Here is a 15,680-nt window from a genome sequence, read left to right as displayed (position 1 = left end):
CCCCGACGACTGAAGGCCCGCAATAGCGCTTTACCGACGGCCTGCAGCCCTTTGTCACTCCGTGTGTTTGGGCGCATTCGCCCCACTGCGCTACAATCCTGCGCCTTTGCTGCCTCTTGGCTTAAATTCATATAGATCAGGTCTGCGAAACCTTTGGTAACGCATGAACCTGCATTGCGAGGTACCTCCATGGTGCACAGCATGACCGCCTTCGCCCGCGTCGAAAAAGCCGGCGCCCAAGGCACCCTTAGCTGGGAACTGCGCTCGGTCAACAGCCGCTACCTGGAGCCGCACCTGCGTCTGCCGGAGTCCTTTCGCGACCTCGAAGGCGCGGTCCGCGAAGCGTTGCGCCAGGGAATCTCCCGGGGCAAGCTCGAATGCACCTTGCGCTTCACCGAAGAAAATACCGACAAACCCCTGCAAGTGGACCGCGAGCGTGCCGCGCAATTGGTCGCCGCCGCCGAAACCATCGCCGGCCTGATCAAAAATCCGGCCGCGCTGAACCCGCTGGAAGTCCTGGCCTGGCCCGGCGTGCTGGTGGGCGACGCGACCGACCCGCAAGCCTTGAATGCCGAAGCGCTGGCGCTGTTCAACGAAGGCCTGAAAGAACTCAAGGCCGGCCGCGAGCGCGAAGGCGCGGAGCTGGCGCGACTGATCAACGATCGCCTGACCTCCATCGAAGAAGACGTGGTAACCCTGCGTGAACTGGTCCCGCAGATGCTTGCCACCCAGCGCCAGAAGGTCCTCGACCGCTTCGCCGACATGAAAGCCGAGATGGACCCGCAACGGCTGGAGCAGGAAATGGTCATGCTCGCGCAAAAGAGCGACGTCGCCGAAGAACTGGATCGCCTGAGCACTCACATCATCGAAGTTCGCCGGGTGCTCAAATCCGGTGGCGCTGCCGGTCGGCGCCTGGACTTTCTGATGCAGGAGCTCAACCGTGAAGCCAACACACTGGGCTCCAAAGCCTTCGACCCGCGCAGCACCCAGGCGGCGGTCAACCTCAAAGTGTTGATCGAGCAGATGCGCGAACAAGTGCAGAATATTGAGTAAGGCAACCCTGACATGACCCACAGCACCGGCACCCTGTACATCATTTCCGCCCCTTCGGGCGCGGGCAAGAGCAGCCTGGTCAAAGCCTTGACCGACTCCGATCAGGAGATCCGCGTCTCGGTTTCCCACACCACCCGCGCCATGCGCCCCGGTGAAGTGAACGGCGTGAACTATCACTTCGTCTCCCGCGAAGCGTTTGTGAAGATGGGCGAACATGGCGACTTCCTGGAGCGCGCCGAAGTGTTCGGCAATCTCTACGGCACCTCGCAAAGCCACTTGCAGCAGACCCTCGACGCAGGCCACGACTTGATCCTGGAAATCGACTGGCAAGGCGCCGAGCAAGTGCGCAAGTTGATGCCCCAGGCCCGTTCGATCTTCATTCTGCCGCCGTCCCTGGAGGCTTTGCACCAGCGCCTGACCAATCGCGGCCAGGACAGCGACGAGATCATTGAAGGCCGGATGCGCGAAGCCGTCAGCGAAATGAGTCACTACGTCGACTACGATTACCTGATCATCAACGACGATTTCGCCCATGCATTGCGCGATTTACAGGCGATTTTCCGTGCCAATCAGCTGCATCAGAAGCGCCAGCAGCAGCGTCACGGAAAACTTTTGGCCGAATTGCTCGGCTAAACAGCTCTTCCCAAAACCGCTGCAAGGGCTTTACATTGGTACTTGCAGCGCGTTGAAGGGCTTGGTCAAAAAATCAGCGCTTCCCTAATCGCTGGTGATTTTTTAAACTGTTGAGTCCGCTCGCCCAACCGGGCAGCGCGCATATTGCATTCGCTCCGAGGAATACCATGGCCCGCGTAACCGTTGAAGATTGCCTAAACCACGTGGAAAACCGCTTTGAGCTGGTCATGCTGTCTACCAAGCGTGCCCGTCAACTGGCCACCGGCGGCAAAGAGCCACTGGTTCAGTGGGAAAACGACAAGCCTACCGTTGTAGCCTTGCGTGAAATCGCTGAAGGCCTGATGAGCTACGAGTTCATCGCCAACGCTGAAATCGTCGAAGACGAACCGCTGTTCGCAGCGTTCGAGGACGAGTCCAACGAGGCAGTCTAAGCCATGCCTGGTCGACGTAGCACGGCGCGGGGTCACAGCGAACGGCAGGTCTCATCATGCCGAGCATAGACGCCCTCGCCGATCGCTTATCGACCTACCTCGGCAAGGACCAGGTCAACCTGGTCCGCCGAGCGTACTTCTACGCCGAACAAGCCCACGACGGCCAACGCCGCCGTAGCGGTGAGGCGTACGTCACGCACCCACTCGCGGTTGCGAATATTCTTGCCGACATGCACATGGACCATCAGAGCCTGATGGCTGCGATGCTGCATGACGTGATCGAAGACACCGGTATTGCCAAGGAAGCGCTGCAAGCGCAATTCGGCGAAACCGTGGCCGAACTGGTCGACGGGGTCAGCAAACTGACCCAGATGAACTTCGAGACCAAAGCCGAAGCCCAGGCTGAAAACTTCCAGAAGATGGCCATGGCCATGGCCCGCGACATTCGCGTGATCCTGGTCAAACTGGCCGACCGCCTGCACAACATGCGGACCCTGGAAGTCCTGTCCGGCGAAAAACGCCGACGGATCGCCAAGGAAACCCTGGAAATCTATGCTCCCATCGCCAACCGGCTGGGCATGCACGCCATCCGCATAGAATTCGAAGACCTTGGCTTCAAGGCGATGCACCCGATGCGTTCCGCACGGATCAACCAGGCGGTCAAACGCGCCCGGGGCAACCGCAAGGAAATCGTCAACAAGATCGAAGAATCCCTCAGCCATTGCCTGGCCATCGACGAAATCCAGGGCGAGGTCAGCGGTCGCCAGAAACACCTCTACGGCATCTACAAGAAAATGCGCGGCAAGCGTCGGGCCTTCAACGAGATCATGGACGTCTACGCGTTCCGGATCATCGTCGACAAGGTCGATACCTGCTACCGCGTGCTGGGTGCTGTGCATAATTTGTACAAACCGTTGCCGGGGCGCTTCAAGGATTACATCGCGATCCCCAAGGCCAACGGCTACCAGTCGCTGCACACCACGCTGTTCGGCATGCACGGTGTACCGATCGAGATTCAGATCCGCACCCGTGAAATGGAAGAGATGGCCAACAACGGCATCGCCGCCCATTGGCTCTATAAATCCAGTGGCGATGAGCAGCCCAAAGGTACTCATGCCCGCGCCCGCCAGTGGGTCAAAGGCGTGCTGGAGATGCAGCAACGGGCCGGCAACTCGCTGGAATTCATCGAGAGCGTGAAGATCGACCTGTTCCCGGACGAGGTCTACGTGTTCACGCCCAAAGGCCGGATCATGGAGCTGCCCAAAGGCTCCACGGCGGTCGACTTCGCTTACGCGGTGCACACCGACGTGGGCAACAGCTGCATTGCCTGTCGGATCAATCGTCGTCTCGCGCCGCTGTCCGAACCGCTGCAAAGCGGCTCCACGGTCGAGATCGTCAGCGCCCCCGGGGCACGGCCGAATCCGGCGTGGCTCAACTTCGTGGTCACCGGCAAGGCGCGGACTCACATCCGCCATGCGCTGAAACTGCAACGCCGCTCCGAGTCCATCAGCCTCGGTGAGCGCCTGCTGAATAAAGTCCTCAATGGATTCGACAGCTCGCTGGAAAAAGTCGCGGCCGAGCGCGTCAAGGCGATGCTCACCGAGTACCGCCTGGAGCTGATCGAAGACCTGCTCGAAGACATCGGCCTGGGTAATCGCATGGCTTACGTGGTCGCCCGCCGACTGCTGGGTGAAGGCGAACAGCTGCCGAGCGCGGAAGGCCCACTGGCGATTCGCGGTACCGAAGGCTTGGTACTCAGTTACGCCAAGTGCTGCACGCCGATCCCGGGCGACCCGATTGTCGGCCACCTGTCCGCGGGCAAAGGCATGGTCGTGCACCTGGACAACTGCCGCAACATCAGCGAAATCCGCCACAACCCGGAAAAATGCATCCAGCTCTCGTGGGCCAAGGATGTCACCGGAGAATTCAATGTCGAACTGCGCGTCGAGCTGGAACATCAGCGCGGCCTGATCGCTCTGCTGGCCAGCAGCGTCAACGCGGCCGACGGCAATATCGAAAAAATCAGCATGGACGAACGCGATGGTCGCATCAGCGTGGTTCAACTGGTTGTCAGTGTGCACGACCGCGTACACCTGGCCCGCGTGATCAAGAAACTGCGCGCCCTGACCGGGGTGATTCGCATCACTCGCATGCGTGCTTAAGCCACTCATTACAAGGAGTCATTCATGACCAAAACAGTTATTACCAGCGACAAGGCCCCGGCTGCCATCGGCACTTACTCCCAGGCAATCAAGGCCGGCAACACCGTTTACATGTCGGGTCAAATTCCTCTGGACCCAAAAACCATGGAACTGGTTGAAGGCTTCGAAGCCCAGACCGTCCAGGTGTTCGAGAACCTCAAAGCCGTGGCTGAAGCCGCTGGCGGTTCGTTCAAGGACATCGTCAAACTGAACATCTTCCTCACCGACCTGAGCCACTTCGCCAAGGTCAACGAGATCATGGGCAAGTACTTTGACCAGCCTTACCCTGCCCGCGCCGCCATCGGCGTAGCAGCCCTGCCAAAGGGTTCGCAGGTTGAGATGGATGCCATTCTGGTCATCGAGTAATGTGTCCGGCGCAGCCTTCCAAAGGCTGCGCCGATCTTGCTTTGAAAGGATTCCACCATGCGCCAAGCGCTAGCTCTCTCGCTGGTCGCCCTACTCTTGGGCGGTTGTGCCAGCAACCCTGCCGACCGTGACATCAGCGGCACCTGGATCAATCAAGTGGCGATCGATTCAGCAGCCAAAGGCGGCCCCCTGCGCGAAGCGCTCCAGGCCTATGGCCCGAACCTGGAATGGGACGTCAACACCAAGGCCGGGCAGGCCCGCTACACCAACGGTTTTGAAAACGTCGACGGCAAGCTGCTGGGCGAACAGTCCGGCGCCTGGAAAGTCGACTTTTATGGCAGCTCGGGTAGCGAGCTGAAGCGTGACGGCAAGCAACTGAGCCAGGTCGCCAGCGACAATGAGCCGGAGCAAGTCTTCGACCGCGCGCAGGTTACGGTGCCGGACGGCGCACCGATTGGTGCCAGTTTTGAACGCGCACTGTATTCGGCCTACATGGGCGGCAGCTGGAAAGTCGTCAGCGGTCCCGGCGAAGGCAATACCGTGCAATTCCAGGCTGACGGCCAGGTTGCCGGCCTGCCGGGGGCGGATCGTTATGCCTTGTGCCTAGCGGGCGATTGCGCGTCGATGAGCGGCGGTAACGACAACATGTGGCTACAGGCGAATGGTCAGGGCAACACCTGGATCTTTGCGCGCAAGGGCAAGGAACTGGAAATCCTCCAGGCAGTGAACACCGCACACGCGGATGAAATGCCGCAGTTCACCCCAGGTGATCGCAAGTGGTTGCTGGAAAAGCAGTAGCCCGACCTTAGCGGCAACGAAGATCCCATGTGGGAGCGGGCTTGCTCGCGAAGGCGCCGTAACATTCAACATCATCGTTGACTGTTACACCGCTTTCGCGAGCAAGTCGGATCGCCGCACCGCCGCTCCCACATTTGGTTTAGGGTGGCCGGAAGTCAGCTGCGCCCTTCAAGAATCGCGGCGTAGCCTTCGCGATAGCTTGGGTACTTCGGTGTCCAGCCCAAGGCTTTCGCCCGAGCATTGCTGCATTGCTTACTGCCAGTGCGGCGCACGCTCGCGTCTTCGGCCCATTCGGTCACGCTCAGATACTCACGCAACCAGCCCACCACTTCGGCCAGCGGCGCAGGCGCATCGTCCACACCAATGTAGATGTCATCCAGCGCCACACCACGACGATCCGCTTCAAGCAGACACGCCATCAACCCCGCCGCGTCGTCGGCGTGAATGCGATTGCCATACAACGGTGGATCGACCGCCACGCGATAACCCTGACGGACCTGAGTCAGCAGCCTTTCGCGACCCGGGCCATAAATGCCAGTCAAACGTACGATGCTGGCCGGGATGCCACTATCGAGCGCAATCTGCTCGGCTTCCAGCATCACACGCCCCGAATAGCCAGCGGCCAAAGCAGGCGAAGTCTCATCGACCCACTCGCCATCCTGCTGGCCATACACACTGCTGCTGGAAACAAACAGCAGGCGATTGGGCACCTGCCCATAGTCGTTCAGCCACTCCAGCACATGCTGCAAGCCCTGCACATAAGCGGCGCGGTAACCGGCTTCATCGTGCTCAGTGGCGGCCGCGCAATACACCAGGTAATCCACCGCACCGATTGGCCAGGTTTGCGGACAGTCTTTATTGAACAAGTCGCCGGCGACGCCGATCACGCCCTTTGGCAGACGTGAGACATCACGCCGCAGGCCGTGAACCTCCCATCCGCCAGCCAACAATTGCGTGGCCAGACGACTACCAACATCACCACAGCCGGCGATCAAAACAGAGGGCGCGGACATCAGAAAACTCCCATCAGAAAGGCACAGACTAGCGCTGACAATGGACGAGCGGCTAGCAATGAAGGAAAAAAAGATACTCTATTACTTTTGTTAACAAGAATTAATTGCAATAATGCCGACCACTTTTGTTCTCGGCCTCACGAGGCCTGGAAGAGCATTTACCGTTTTTCTTTCTCAGGTCCGGCCAGCATGACACGCAATCAATTCCCCGCTTCGCCAACCAAACGACCTCGCGCCTGGAGCGCAGTGGCCGCCCTGCTGCTCAGCTTGATGCTGGCGCCGACCGCCGCTTTCGCTGACGCACAAGCGCCAGCCGCTCCGACTGCCACTGCGGCTCAAGCTCCAGCCGATCACGCCGCACCGGCCGTTACCCCGGCTGCGACCGACCCGGCCCAAGCCGTAGAGACCACCGCCGAAGACGTTCCCGAAGTCCTTGAAGCCGACAACTCCCTGGGCATGGCCCACGACCTGTCGCCGTGGGGCATGTACAAGAACGCCGACATCATCGTGAAAATCGTGATGATCGGCCTGGCCATCGCATCGATCATCACCTGGACTATCTGGATCGCCAAGGGTTTCGAGCTGATGGGCGCCAAGCGTCGTCTGCGCACCGAAATCGTCCACCTGAAAAAAGCCACCACGCTTAAAGAAGCCAGTGCGACAGCCACCAAGCATGGCACCCTCGCCAACTTGCTGGTGCATGACGCCCTGGAAGAGATGCGCTTGTCGGTCAACAGCCGCGAGAAAGAAGGCATCAAGGAACGCGTTGCCTTCCGCCTTGAGCGTCTGGTTGCAGCCTGCGGTCGCAACATGAGCAGCGGCACCGGCGTGCTCGCCACCATCGGTTCCACCGCGCCGTTCGTCGGCCTGTTCGGTACCGTTTGGGGCATCATGAACAGCTTCATCGGCATCGCCAAAACCCAGACCACCAACCTCGCCGTCGTGGCTCCCGGCATCGCCGAAGCCCTGCTGGCGACCGCGCTGGGTCTGGTTGCAGCGATTCCGGCCGTCGTGATCTACAACGTTTTTGCCCGCTCGATTGCCGGTTACAAGGCACAAGTATCCGATGCCTCGGCTGAAGTCCTGCTGCTGGTCAGCCGTGACCTCGATCACCTGCCGACCACCGAGCGCTCCGCGCAACCCCACATGGTCAAAGTAGGGTAATCAGCCATGGGCTTGCATTTGAAAGAAGGCGCAGACGACGATCTGGCCGAGAACCACGAAATCAACGTCACACCGTTCATCGACGTGATGCTGGTGCTGTTGATCATCTTCATGGTGGCGGCCCCGCTCGCCACCGTGGACATCAAGGTCGACCTGCCCGCTTCCAGCGCCAAACCGGCGCCGCGACCAGAGAAACCAGTGTTCCTCAGCGTCAAGGCTGACCAACGCCTGTTCCTCGGCGAAGACGAAGTGAAGGCCGAAGCACTCGGCGCCACCCTTGATGCCAGGACCAAAGGCAAGAAAGACACGACGATCTTCTTCCAGGCCGATAAAGGCGTGGATTACGGCGACCTGATGAGCGTGATGGACAACCTGCGCTCTGCCGGTTACCTGAAGGTGGGTCTGGTCGGACTCGAGACGGCAGTCAAGAAATGATCACGACGCGCCAAAAGCTGACGCGTTACAGCGCGAGCCTGGCCGTGGTGCTGGGCGTCCATGCGCTGGCCATTGCGCTGGCGCTGAACTGGACGTCGCGCCCACCGATCGAGCTGCCGCCGCAGGCGATGATGGTCGAGTTGGCGCCGGTTCCGGCCCCGCCACCGCCGGCACCGTCGAAGGTCATAACGCCGCCACAGCCACCCGCCCCGGTGGAAGAACTGCCGATACCGAAGCTGGCTGAAGTACCGAAGGCCGAGATTACGGTGCCGAAACCGGTCAAACCCAAGCCCAAGCCTCAACCGCCCAAGCCTGTGGAGAAAAAGCCGGAACCGCCTAAAGAGAAGCCGTCCGAGGAAAAACCGAGCGACGCGCAACCGACTCAGGCGCCACCGGAGAAATCCGCTCAGCCGGCACCGGGCCCATCACCGGCTCAGCAAGCGGCCAAGGCCAGCTGGCAGAGCGAATTGCTCGCGCATCTGGCCAAGCATAAGAAGTACCCACCCGCGGCAAGACTGCGGAACAAGGAAGGTGTGAACCGTCTACGTTTCGTGGTGGATGCGCAAGGTAATGTGTTGTCGTTCGAACTGGAGAGCCCTTCCGGCAACGCCGATCTGGACCGCGCCACCCTGCAAATGATCCGCGAGGCTCAACCACTGCCCAAGCCACCGTCCGACATGTTGACCAACGGCGCCATCGAAATCGTTGCACCATTTGTTTACTCGCTGGAAAAACGCCGACGCTAAACCACCGCCGAACCATTGTGGGAGCGAGCCTGCTCGCGAAGAGGCCATCACATCCAACATCCATGTTGACTGATACACCGCTTTCGCGAGCAGGCTCGCTCCCACAGAGATCTCCGGCAGCAGGAATATCCGTGAAAGGCACCCGAAAGGTGCCTTTTCCATATCCGTCAGCGGCAATCCTGCTTTGCCCTGTGTCACTCAACGCACTCAGTCTGATAACGTGCGTCTATCGATTGCAGCCGGTATGCTTGGCTCGCAACTTCATGGACGCTTGCTATGACTCTTACAGAATTACGCTACATCGTTACCCTCGCCCAAGAGCAGCACTTCGGCCACGCGGCCGAGCGTTGCCATGTCAGCCAGCCGACCCTGTCGGTGGGCGTGAAAAAGCTTGAAGACGAACTCGGTGTGCTGATTTTCGAGCGCAGCAAGAGTGCCGTGCGCCTGACTCCGGTCGGGGAAGGCATTGTCGCCCAGGCGCAGAAAGTGCTGGAACAGGCCCAAGGCATCCGCGAACTGGCCCAGGCCGGCAAGAACCAGCTGACCGCACCGCTGAAAGTCGGCGCCATCTACACCGTCGGCCCGTACCTGTTTCCACACCTGATTCCACAACTGCACCGGGTCGCCCCGCAGATGCCGTTGTACATCGAAGAAAACTTCACCCACGTGCTGCGCGACAAACTGCGCAACGGCGAGCTCGACGCGATCATCATCGCCCTGCCGTTCAACGAAGCCGACGTGCTGACCCTGCAGCTCTACGACGAGCCGTTCTACGTCCTGATGCCGGCCCAGCACCCGTGGACCCAAAAAGAATCCATCGACGCCGCCCTGCTCAACGACAAGAGCCTGCTGCTGCTCGGCGAAGGCCACTGTTTCCGCGATCAAGTGCTGGAAGCCTGCCCGACCCTGGCCAAAGGCAACGACGGCGCCAAGCACACCACAGTGGAATCCAGTTCCCTGGAAACCATCCGCCACATGGTTGCGTCCGGCCTCGGCATCTCGATCCTGCCGCTGTCGGCGGTCGACAGCCATCACTACGCCCCCGGCGTGATCGAAGTGCGTCCACTGACGCCGCCGGTACCGTTCCGCACCGTGGCCATCGCCTGGCGCGCGAGCTTCCCGCGGCCGAAAGCGATTGAAATCCTCGCTGACTCCATTCGCCTGTGCTCGGTGGCCAAGCCGCAAGCACCGGTGGTTGCGGCCTAAGTCGCTGCCATGACCGAGTTGTCGCAAGTGTCGGTGACGGCACTCAAAGGTGTCGGCGAAGCCATGGCCGAGAAGCTGGCCAAGGTCGGCCTGGAGAACCTCCAGGACGTGCTTTTTCACCTGCCGCTGCGCTATCAGGACCGCACGCGTGTGGTCCCGATCGGCCATTTGCGACCCGGGCAAGACGCCGTGATCGAAGGCACCGTCAGCGGCGCCGATGTGGTCATGGGCCGTCGCCGCAGCCTGGTGGTGCGCCTGCAGGACGGCACTGGCGGGCTCAGTCTGCGTTTCTATCACTTCAGCAACGCCCAGAAAGAAGGCCTCAAACGCGGCACGCGCATTCGTTGCTACGGCGAAGCACGGCCCGGCGCGTCGGGACTGGAAATCTACCACCCGGAATACCGCGCCATCACCGGCGACGAACCGCCGCCGGTGGATGAAACCCTGACCCCGGTTTACCCGCTCACTGAAGGCCTGACCCAACAGCGTTTGCGCCAGTTGTGCATGCAGACCCTGACGATGCTCGGCCCCACCAGCCTGCCCGACTGGCTGCCGAACGAACTGGCGCGGGACTATCAACTGGCGCCGCTGGCCGATGCGATCCGCTACCTGCACCACCCGCCGGCCGATGCCGATGTCGACGAACTCGCCCTCGGTCATCACTGGGCGCAGCACCGTCTGGCCTTTGAAGAACTGCTGACCCATCAACTGTCCCAGCAGCGCCTGCGCGAAAGCATGCGCTCCCTGCGCGCGCCAGCGATGCCGAAAGCCACCCGGCTGCCGGCCCAGTATCTGGCCAACCTCGGTTTCACCCCAACCGGCGCTCAGCAACGGGTCGGCAACGAAATCGCCTACGACCTCAGTCAGCACGAGCCGATGCTGCGGTTGATTCAGGGCGACGTCGGCGCGGGTAAAACCGTGGTCGCGGCCCTCGCTGCACTCCAGGCCTTGGAGGCCGGTTATCAAGTCGCGCTGATGGCGCCCACCGAGATTCTCGCCGAGCAGCACTTCATCACCTTCAAGCGCTGGCTCGAACCGCTGGGCATTGAAGTCGCATGGCTGGCCGGCAAGCTCAAAGGCAAGAACCGCGTGGCCGCACTGGAGCAGATTGCCAACGGCACACCGATGGTAGTCGGCACCCACGCGCTGTTTCAGGACGAAGTGCAGTTCAAAAACCTCGCACTGGCGATCATCGACGAACAGCACCGCTTCGGCGTGCAGCAACGGCTGGCGTTGCGGCAGAAAGGTGTCGGTGGGCGGATGTGTCCGCATCAGCTGATCATGACCGCGACACCGATTCCCCGGACGCTGGCCATGAGCGCCTACGCCGACCTCGACACCTCGATCCTCGACGAACTGCCGCCCGGCCGGACCCCGGTCAACACCGTGTTGATCACCGATACCCGGCGCGTCGAGGTCATCGAGCGGGTGCGCGGCGCCTGTGCCGAAGGGCGTCAGGCCTATTGGGTGTGCACGCTGATTGAAGAGTCGGAAGAGCTGACCTGCCAGGCCGCCGAAACCACTTACGAAGACCTCACCGCCGCCCTCGGCGAGCTGAAGGTCGGGTTGATCCACGGTCGCATGAAGCCCGTCGAAAAAGCTGCGGTCATGGCCGAATTCAAGGCCGGCAACCTGCAACTGCTGGTCGCCACCACGGTGATTGAAGTCGGCGTCGATGTGCCCAACGCCAGCCTGATGATCATCGAAAACCCGGAACGCCTCGGGCTTGCGCAATTGCACCAGTTGCGCGGTCGTGTGGGTCGGGGCAGCGCGGCCAGTCATTGCGTGCTGCTTTACCATCCGCCGCTGTCACAGATCGGTCGTCAGCGTTTGGGCATCATGCGCGAAACCAACGACGGGTTTGTCATCGCCGAAAAAGACCTTGAGCTGCGCGGCCCCGGCGAAATGCTCGGTACGCGTCAGACCGGCCTGCTGCAATTCAAGGTCGCAGACCTGATGCGCGACGCCGATCTGCTGCCCGCCGTGCGCGACGCCGCCCAGGCGCTGCTGGAACGCTGGCCGGATCACGTCAGCCCGTTGCTCGACCGCTGGCTACGTCATGGGCAGCAATACGGCCAAGTGTGAGCACCGTCGCAGTTTCTGAACCACCGTTCTGAGCAAGCTGGTTATACTCCTGCCATTGTTTTAAAACGGATACAGACCATGACCGAAGTTGCCCTCGCACCCGCCACCCCGCACGCTCCGTCGGTTATTCGGCTGATGCTGGGCAAACTGGGTATCGCCTACGAAGATGTCCTCGACCACCACGGCCTGAACGCCGCACGCAAAGTGCAGGCCGTTCTGCTCGATGACGCCGTGGGCACGCTCATGGTGCTGTTCCCGCAGAGCCAATTGCTGGACCTCAACAGCCTCGCCGAACTGACCGGCCGCCGCCTCACCGCCGTGTCGACCGAGCGGCTGGTAAAAATGCTCGGCAAACACAACCTGAGCCTGCTGCCCGGCATGCCGGCGCTCACCAGCACACCGTGCCTGTATGAAGAAAGCCTGCTGCGCGAGCCGAAGTTACTGATCAACTCGGGCGAGCCGGGCGTGTTGCTGGAGATCACCAGCGAAGACTTCAAGAGCATGCTGACCAAGGCCAGCGCCGCCAACTTCGGCGAAGCGCTGACCAGCATTCGCCCGAACCTCGACCGCCCCCACGATGACCGCGAGGAAATCACCCAGGCCGTTCAAGCGTTCACCGCGCGGCGCATCCAGCAGCGTCTGGAAGAGACCATCGAAATTCCGCCGCTGGCCGAGACCGCACAAAAGATCATCAAGCTGCGTGTTGACCCCAACGCTACCATCGACGACATCACCGGCGTCGTCGAAACCGACCCGGCCCTGGCCGCACAAGTCGTGAGCTGGGCAGCGTCGCCGTACTACGCGTCGCCGGGCAAGATTCGCTCAGTGGAAGACGCCATCGTGCGGGTGCTGGGTTTCGACCTGGTGATCAACCTCGCGCTGGGCCTGGCCCTGGGCAAAACCCTGAGCCTGCCCAAAGACCACCCGCAACACACCACGCCGTACTGGCAGCAATCAATCTACACCGCCGCCGTCATCGAAGGCCTGACCCGCGCCATGCCCCGCGCCCAGCGCCCGGAAGCCGGCCTGACCTACCTCGCCGGCCTGCTGCACAACTTCGGCTACTTGCTGCTGGCCCACGTCTTCCCGCCGCACTTCTCGCTGATCTGCCGCCACCTGGAGGTCAACCCGCACCTGTGCCACAGCTATGTCGAGCAACACTTGCTGGGCATCAGCCGTGAACAGATCGGCTCGTGGCTGATGCGCTACTGGGACATGCCCGAAGAGCTGGCCACCGCGCTGCGCTTCCAGCACGACCCGAGCTACGACGGCGATTACGCTGAATACCCAAACCTCGTATGCCTGGCGGTGCGTTTGCTGCGTAGCCGCGGGATTGGGTCCGGGCCGGATGAAGACATCCCGGACGCCCTGCTCGAACGCGTAGGCCTGACTCGCGACAAAGCCAACGACGTCGTCAGCAAAGTGCTTGAGGCTGAAGTGTTGCTGCGTGAACTGGCTTCGCAATTCACACAGGCCTAAAAAAACCCGCTCCCACACTCGGTCAAATGTGGGAGCGGGCTTGCTCGCGAAGAATCCCCCGCCGATCTACCTGATTCACCACACGCCCCTGTAGGAGTGAGCCTGCTCGCGATGAATCCAACTCGGTATCTCTGAATCACCACACCCCACTGTGGCGAGGGAGCTTGCTCCCGCTCGACTGCGCAGCAGTCGCAATCCATCCAACGCGATGTGCCAGATACAACTGAGGTCTCAGGTTTTAGGGCCGCTTCGCAGCCCAGCGGGAGCAAGCTCCCTCGCCACAAAGTCAGTCACTCGACTCAAGCCTTGGCTTTAGCCTTCCTCTGCTTCAAATACTTGGTCAACCCCTGGAACCAGATCACCAACGCCGGATTCCCCTTGATCTGAATCGACTTGTCCTGAATCCCCGTCATAAACGCCAACTGCTTATTCTTGGCCTGCATCGTGGCAAAACCATACGCCGCATCTTTAAAGACAATCGCAAACGCCGGCTCGGCATACACGCCCGACTTGCTGGTAATACGCTGATCCTTCACAAAGAAATGCCGCGCCACCTTCCCGTCCAGGGTCTGTAGTTGAAACACCAATTCCTTGTCACCCAACTGCTGCTGAAACGCAGGATTAGTCCGACTGGCCTTACCCATCAACAAACCCAGCATCCACAGAAGAAAACGAAATTTCATGCGCACAGCCTCAAAAGGAAAATGAACGGCCGGCGCAGTGTAGCGGCTTCATGCAGGAACGCCACTGTCTGGTTGCGTTAGAAGAAGATGCAGGTCTTTTTGACGCCGATGACTACCAAGTCATTGACGAAACCAACTGTTTAAAAGCGAAGATATTTTGATCTTTCTACGCTCGAGTCCATCGGATATTTCCTTCAACACGCGGTGCTGTTCGTGAACTAGGCAGCCCTAGGCTTCACCGATAGTCTTTGTTCGTTACCGCAAAAACGGTGACACGGACGTGCAAGTCCGGTACATATCGCCGCACAATCGCCGATCCGAACATCGAGCGTTTTCATGCTCGCTGTAAACGATTTATGGCGGCTGTGCGTGGGAGGTCCCTTTGGGGTCTGCCGGGGTCCGATATGCCCGGTCTTGCACACCTGCGCACGGCTGCCACCCTCATTCGAATGCAAGCGAAGAGGACACAGCCACATCCAAAACACATATCGGGACATACCAATGATCAAGCCAACACCCAATCCTCCAGAACACGAAGACACATCCCCCTACGAATCCTTCGATTCGAAAAAACTCCACGAAGCCGCCGAGCGCGCCCTAGATCTTCACCTCGGCGCACCTGCGGATAAAAAACCTAAACGTCGCAATGGCGATCTCTTCATCGTCGCTCCCGACCTCCACACCGAAACAATCCTGGCCAACGCTTCGGAAGACCTGCTGTCCATCAGCGCCATCGCCGCCGACCTGGCCGACAGCGTAGAAGGCTCACGCCGCTCCGTCGCACTGGCACTCAGTAGAATGGCGGTCGGTGTGCATCTGTTAGTGGAGCGAGCGCTGGACCATATTGATTCGCCGAATCCGGCGGAGCATCGGGCGAAGGTGTAGCGGAACCGCGAATAGAAAAAAGGGGACGTTAAGTCCCCTTTCTTGATGATCCCTGACTCACCACTGACAACCAGTCTCTGGTGGCGAATCCATACTGATATCTTGCTCAAACGAATACTTCTTTCCGGATTTATAGTTCATATAAGTCATTCCATAAATCCGGGCACCCTGACTGACCATTTCATACTCCCCCGTCAGCGCACCGTCAGCCACTTCTATCCACGTCGTCGTGAACTGATAGGGCCCATCTTCAGTCATGACTTCATGCTCAGTGTTCCGATGGACAAGAGCAATGGCCTTCTTCGATTTGCTGTACTTAACCCCCGCCCCACCCCACTTGGCGACCGAGTCGTAATACGTTCTGAACTCAAAATTGGTGCTTTTGCCTTCCTGCGAACGGAAGCAATAGACCTCTGTTGTGACTTCGCTGTGAGCCGCCAGCGGACAGAGGAGTAACAACGCAATAAAAAACACAGACAAAGATTTCAAACCGATCATTCCT

Annotated in this window: 16 protein-coding genes; 13 read left to right on the top strand and 3 right to left on the bottom strand. The window is 60.2% G+C overall.

Translation table 11 applies throughout. From position 1 onward, the window contains the following. The first annotated feature begins 189 nt into the window (after window positions 1-189). The 6 genes from DFS28_RS01395 (at window position 190) to DFS28_RS01370 (ending at window position 5,482) form a co-directional block, all read left to right on the top strand. Window positions 190-1,053, top strand: coding sequence for a YicC/YloC family endoribonuclease (locus DFS28_RS01395; protein WP_008150145.1), 864 nt, complete (start codon window positions 190-192; stop codon window positions 1,051-1,053). Between the two features lie 12 nt (window positions 1,054-1,065). Next, window positions 1,066-1,686: a guanylate kinase gene (gene gmk / locus DFS28_RS01390; RefSeq protein WP_008150143.1), complete on the top strand. Its 621-nt coding sequence runs from the start codon at window positions 1,066-1,068 to the stop codon at window positions 1,684-1,686. Window positions 1,687-1,853: 167 nt separating this feature from the next. After that, window positions 1,854-2,117 carry a DNA-directed RNA polymerase subunit omega gene (gene rpoZ, locus DFS28_RS01385; RefSeq protein ID WP_007894670.1) on the top strand — a complete coding sequence of 88 codons (264 nt, stop codon included), beginning with the start codon at window positions 1,854-1,856 and terminating at the stop codon, window positions 2,115-2,117. Window positions 2,118-2,173: 56 nt separating this feature from the next. Then, complete coding sequence (spoT, locus tag DFS28_RS01380) at window positions 2,174-4,279, top strand: bifunctional GTP diphosphokinase/guanosine-3',5'-bis pyrophosphate 3'-pyrophosphohydrolase (RefSeq protein ID WP_008150141.1); 2,106 nt, start codon at window positions 2,174-2,176, stop codon at window positions 4,277-4,279. Window positions 4,280-4,303: 24 nt separating this feature from the next. After that, the gene (locus DFS28_RS01375) at window positions 4,304-4,684 is read left to right on the top strand and encodes a RidA family protein (RefSeq protein WP_003229509.1); all 381 of its coding nucleotides are present in this window, start codon (window positions 4,304-4,306) and stop codon (window positions 4,682-4,684) included. 57 nt (window positions 4,685-4,741) lie between these two features. After that, complete coding sequence (locus DFS28_RS01370; RefSeq protein ID WP_111448274.1) at window positions 4,742-5,482, top strand: hypothetical protein; 741 nt, start codon at window positions 4,742-4,744, stop codon at window positions 5,480-5,482. 155 nt (window positions 5,483-5,637) lie between these two features. Here DFS28_RS01370 and DFS28_RS01360 read toward each other — a convergent pair whose 3' ends face one another. Next, the gene (locus tag DFS28_RS01360) at window positions 5,638-6,495 is read right to left on the bottom strand and encodes an SDR family oxidoreductase (protein WP_111448273.1); all 858 of its coding nucleotides are present in this window, start codon (window positions 6,493-6,495) and stop codon (window positions 5,638-5,640) included. A 189-nt stretch (window positions 6,496-6,684) separates the two neighbouring features. On the opposite strand from DFS28_RS01360, the gene exbB reads away from it, so the two are divergent. From exbB to DFS28_RS01325, 6 genes are all read left to right on the top strand, one after another. Next, window positions 6,685-7,659 carry a tonB-system energizer ExbB gene (gene exbB / locus DFS28_RS01355; RefSeq protein WP_111448272.1) on the top strand — a complete coding sequence of 325 codons (975 nt, stop codon included), beginning with the start codon at window positions 6,685-6,687 and terminating at the stop codon, window positions 7,657-7,659. Window positions 7,660-7,665: 6 nt separating this feature from the next. Next, entirely contained in the window at window positions 7,666-8,094 is a 429-nt protein-coding gene (gene exbD / locus DFS28_RS01350; protein WP_008150131.1) for a TonB system transport protein ExbD, read from the top strand. Next, window positions 8,091-8,840: an energy transducer TonB gene (locus DFS28_RS01345; RefSeq protein WP_111448271.1), complete on the top strand. Its 750-nt coding sequence runs from the start codon at window positions 8,091-8,093 to the stop codon at window positions 8,838-8,840. Before exbD ends, DFS28_RS01345 begins: the two co-directional genes overlap by 4 nt. A gap of 276 nt (window positions 8,841-9,116) precedes the next feature. Beyond that, window positions 9,117-10,046 carry a hydrogen peroxide-inducible genes activator gene (locus DFS28_RS01335; RefSeq protein WP_008150125.1) on the top strand — a complete coding sequence of 310 codons (930 nt, stop codon included), beginning with the start codon at window positions 9,117-9,119 and terminating at the stop codon, window positions 10,044-10,046. A gap of 9 nt (window positions 10,047-10,055) precedes the next feature. Beyond that, the gene (gene recG, locus DFS28_RS01330) at window positions 10,056-12,131 is read left to right on the top strand and encodes an ATP-dependent DNA helicase RecG (RefSeq protein ID WP_008150123.1); all 2,076 of its coding nucleotides are present in this window, start codon (window positions 10,056-10,058) and stop codon (window positions 12,129-12,131) included. A 78-nt stretch (window positions 12,132-12,209) separates the two neighbouring features. Beyond that, complete coding sequence (locus DFS28_RS01325) at window positions 12,210-13,610, top strand: aminoacyl-tRNA deacylase and HDOD domain-containing protein (protein WP_111448270.1); 1,401 nt, start codon at window positions 12,210-12,212, stop codon at window positions 13,608-13,610. A gap of 299 nt (window positions 13,611-13,909) precedes the next feature. On the opposite strand, the gene DFS28_RS01320 is transcribed toward DFS28_RS01325, so the two are convergent. Then, window positions 13,910-14,293 carry a helicase gene (locus DFS28_RS01320; RefSeq protein ID WP_111448269.1) on the bottom strand — a complete coding sequence of 128 codons (384 nt, stop codon included), beginning with the start codon at window positions 14,291-14,293 and terminating at the stop codon, window positions 13,910-13,912. 501 nt (window positions 14,294-14,794) lie between these two features. On the opposite strand from DFS28_RS01320, the gene DFS28_RS01315 reads away from it, so the two are divergent. Next, window positions 14,795-15,178 carry a DUF6124 family protein gene (locus DFS28_RS01315; RefSeq protein ID WP_111448268.1) on the top strand — a complete coding sequence of 128 codons (384 nt, stop codon included), beginning with the start codon at window positions 14,795-14,797 and terminating at the stop codon, window positions 15,176-15,178. 57 nt (window positions 15,179-15,235) lie between these two features. Here DFS28_RS01315 and DFS28_RS01310 read toward each other — a convergent pair whose 3' ends face one another. Continuing rightward, a complete protein-coding gene (locus tag DFS28_RS01310; RefSeq protein ID WP_111448267.1) occupies window positions 15,236-15,676 on the bottom strand; it encodes a hypothetical protein in 441 nt (146 codons plus the stop codon). Window positions 15,677-15,680 lie beyond the last annotated feature (4 nt).

The sequence above is a fragment of the Pseudomonas sp. 478 genome, from assembly GCF_003254125.1.
Taxonomy (GTDB): domain Bacteria; phylum Pseudomonadota; class Gammaproteobacteria; order Pseudomonadales; family Pseudomonadaceae; genus Aquipseudomonas.
This window is presented reverse-complemented; position numbering and strand designations above follow the sequence as displayed.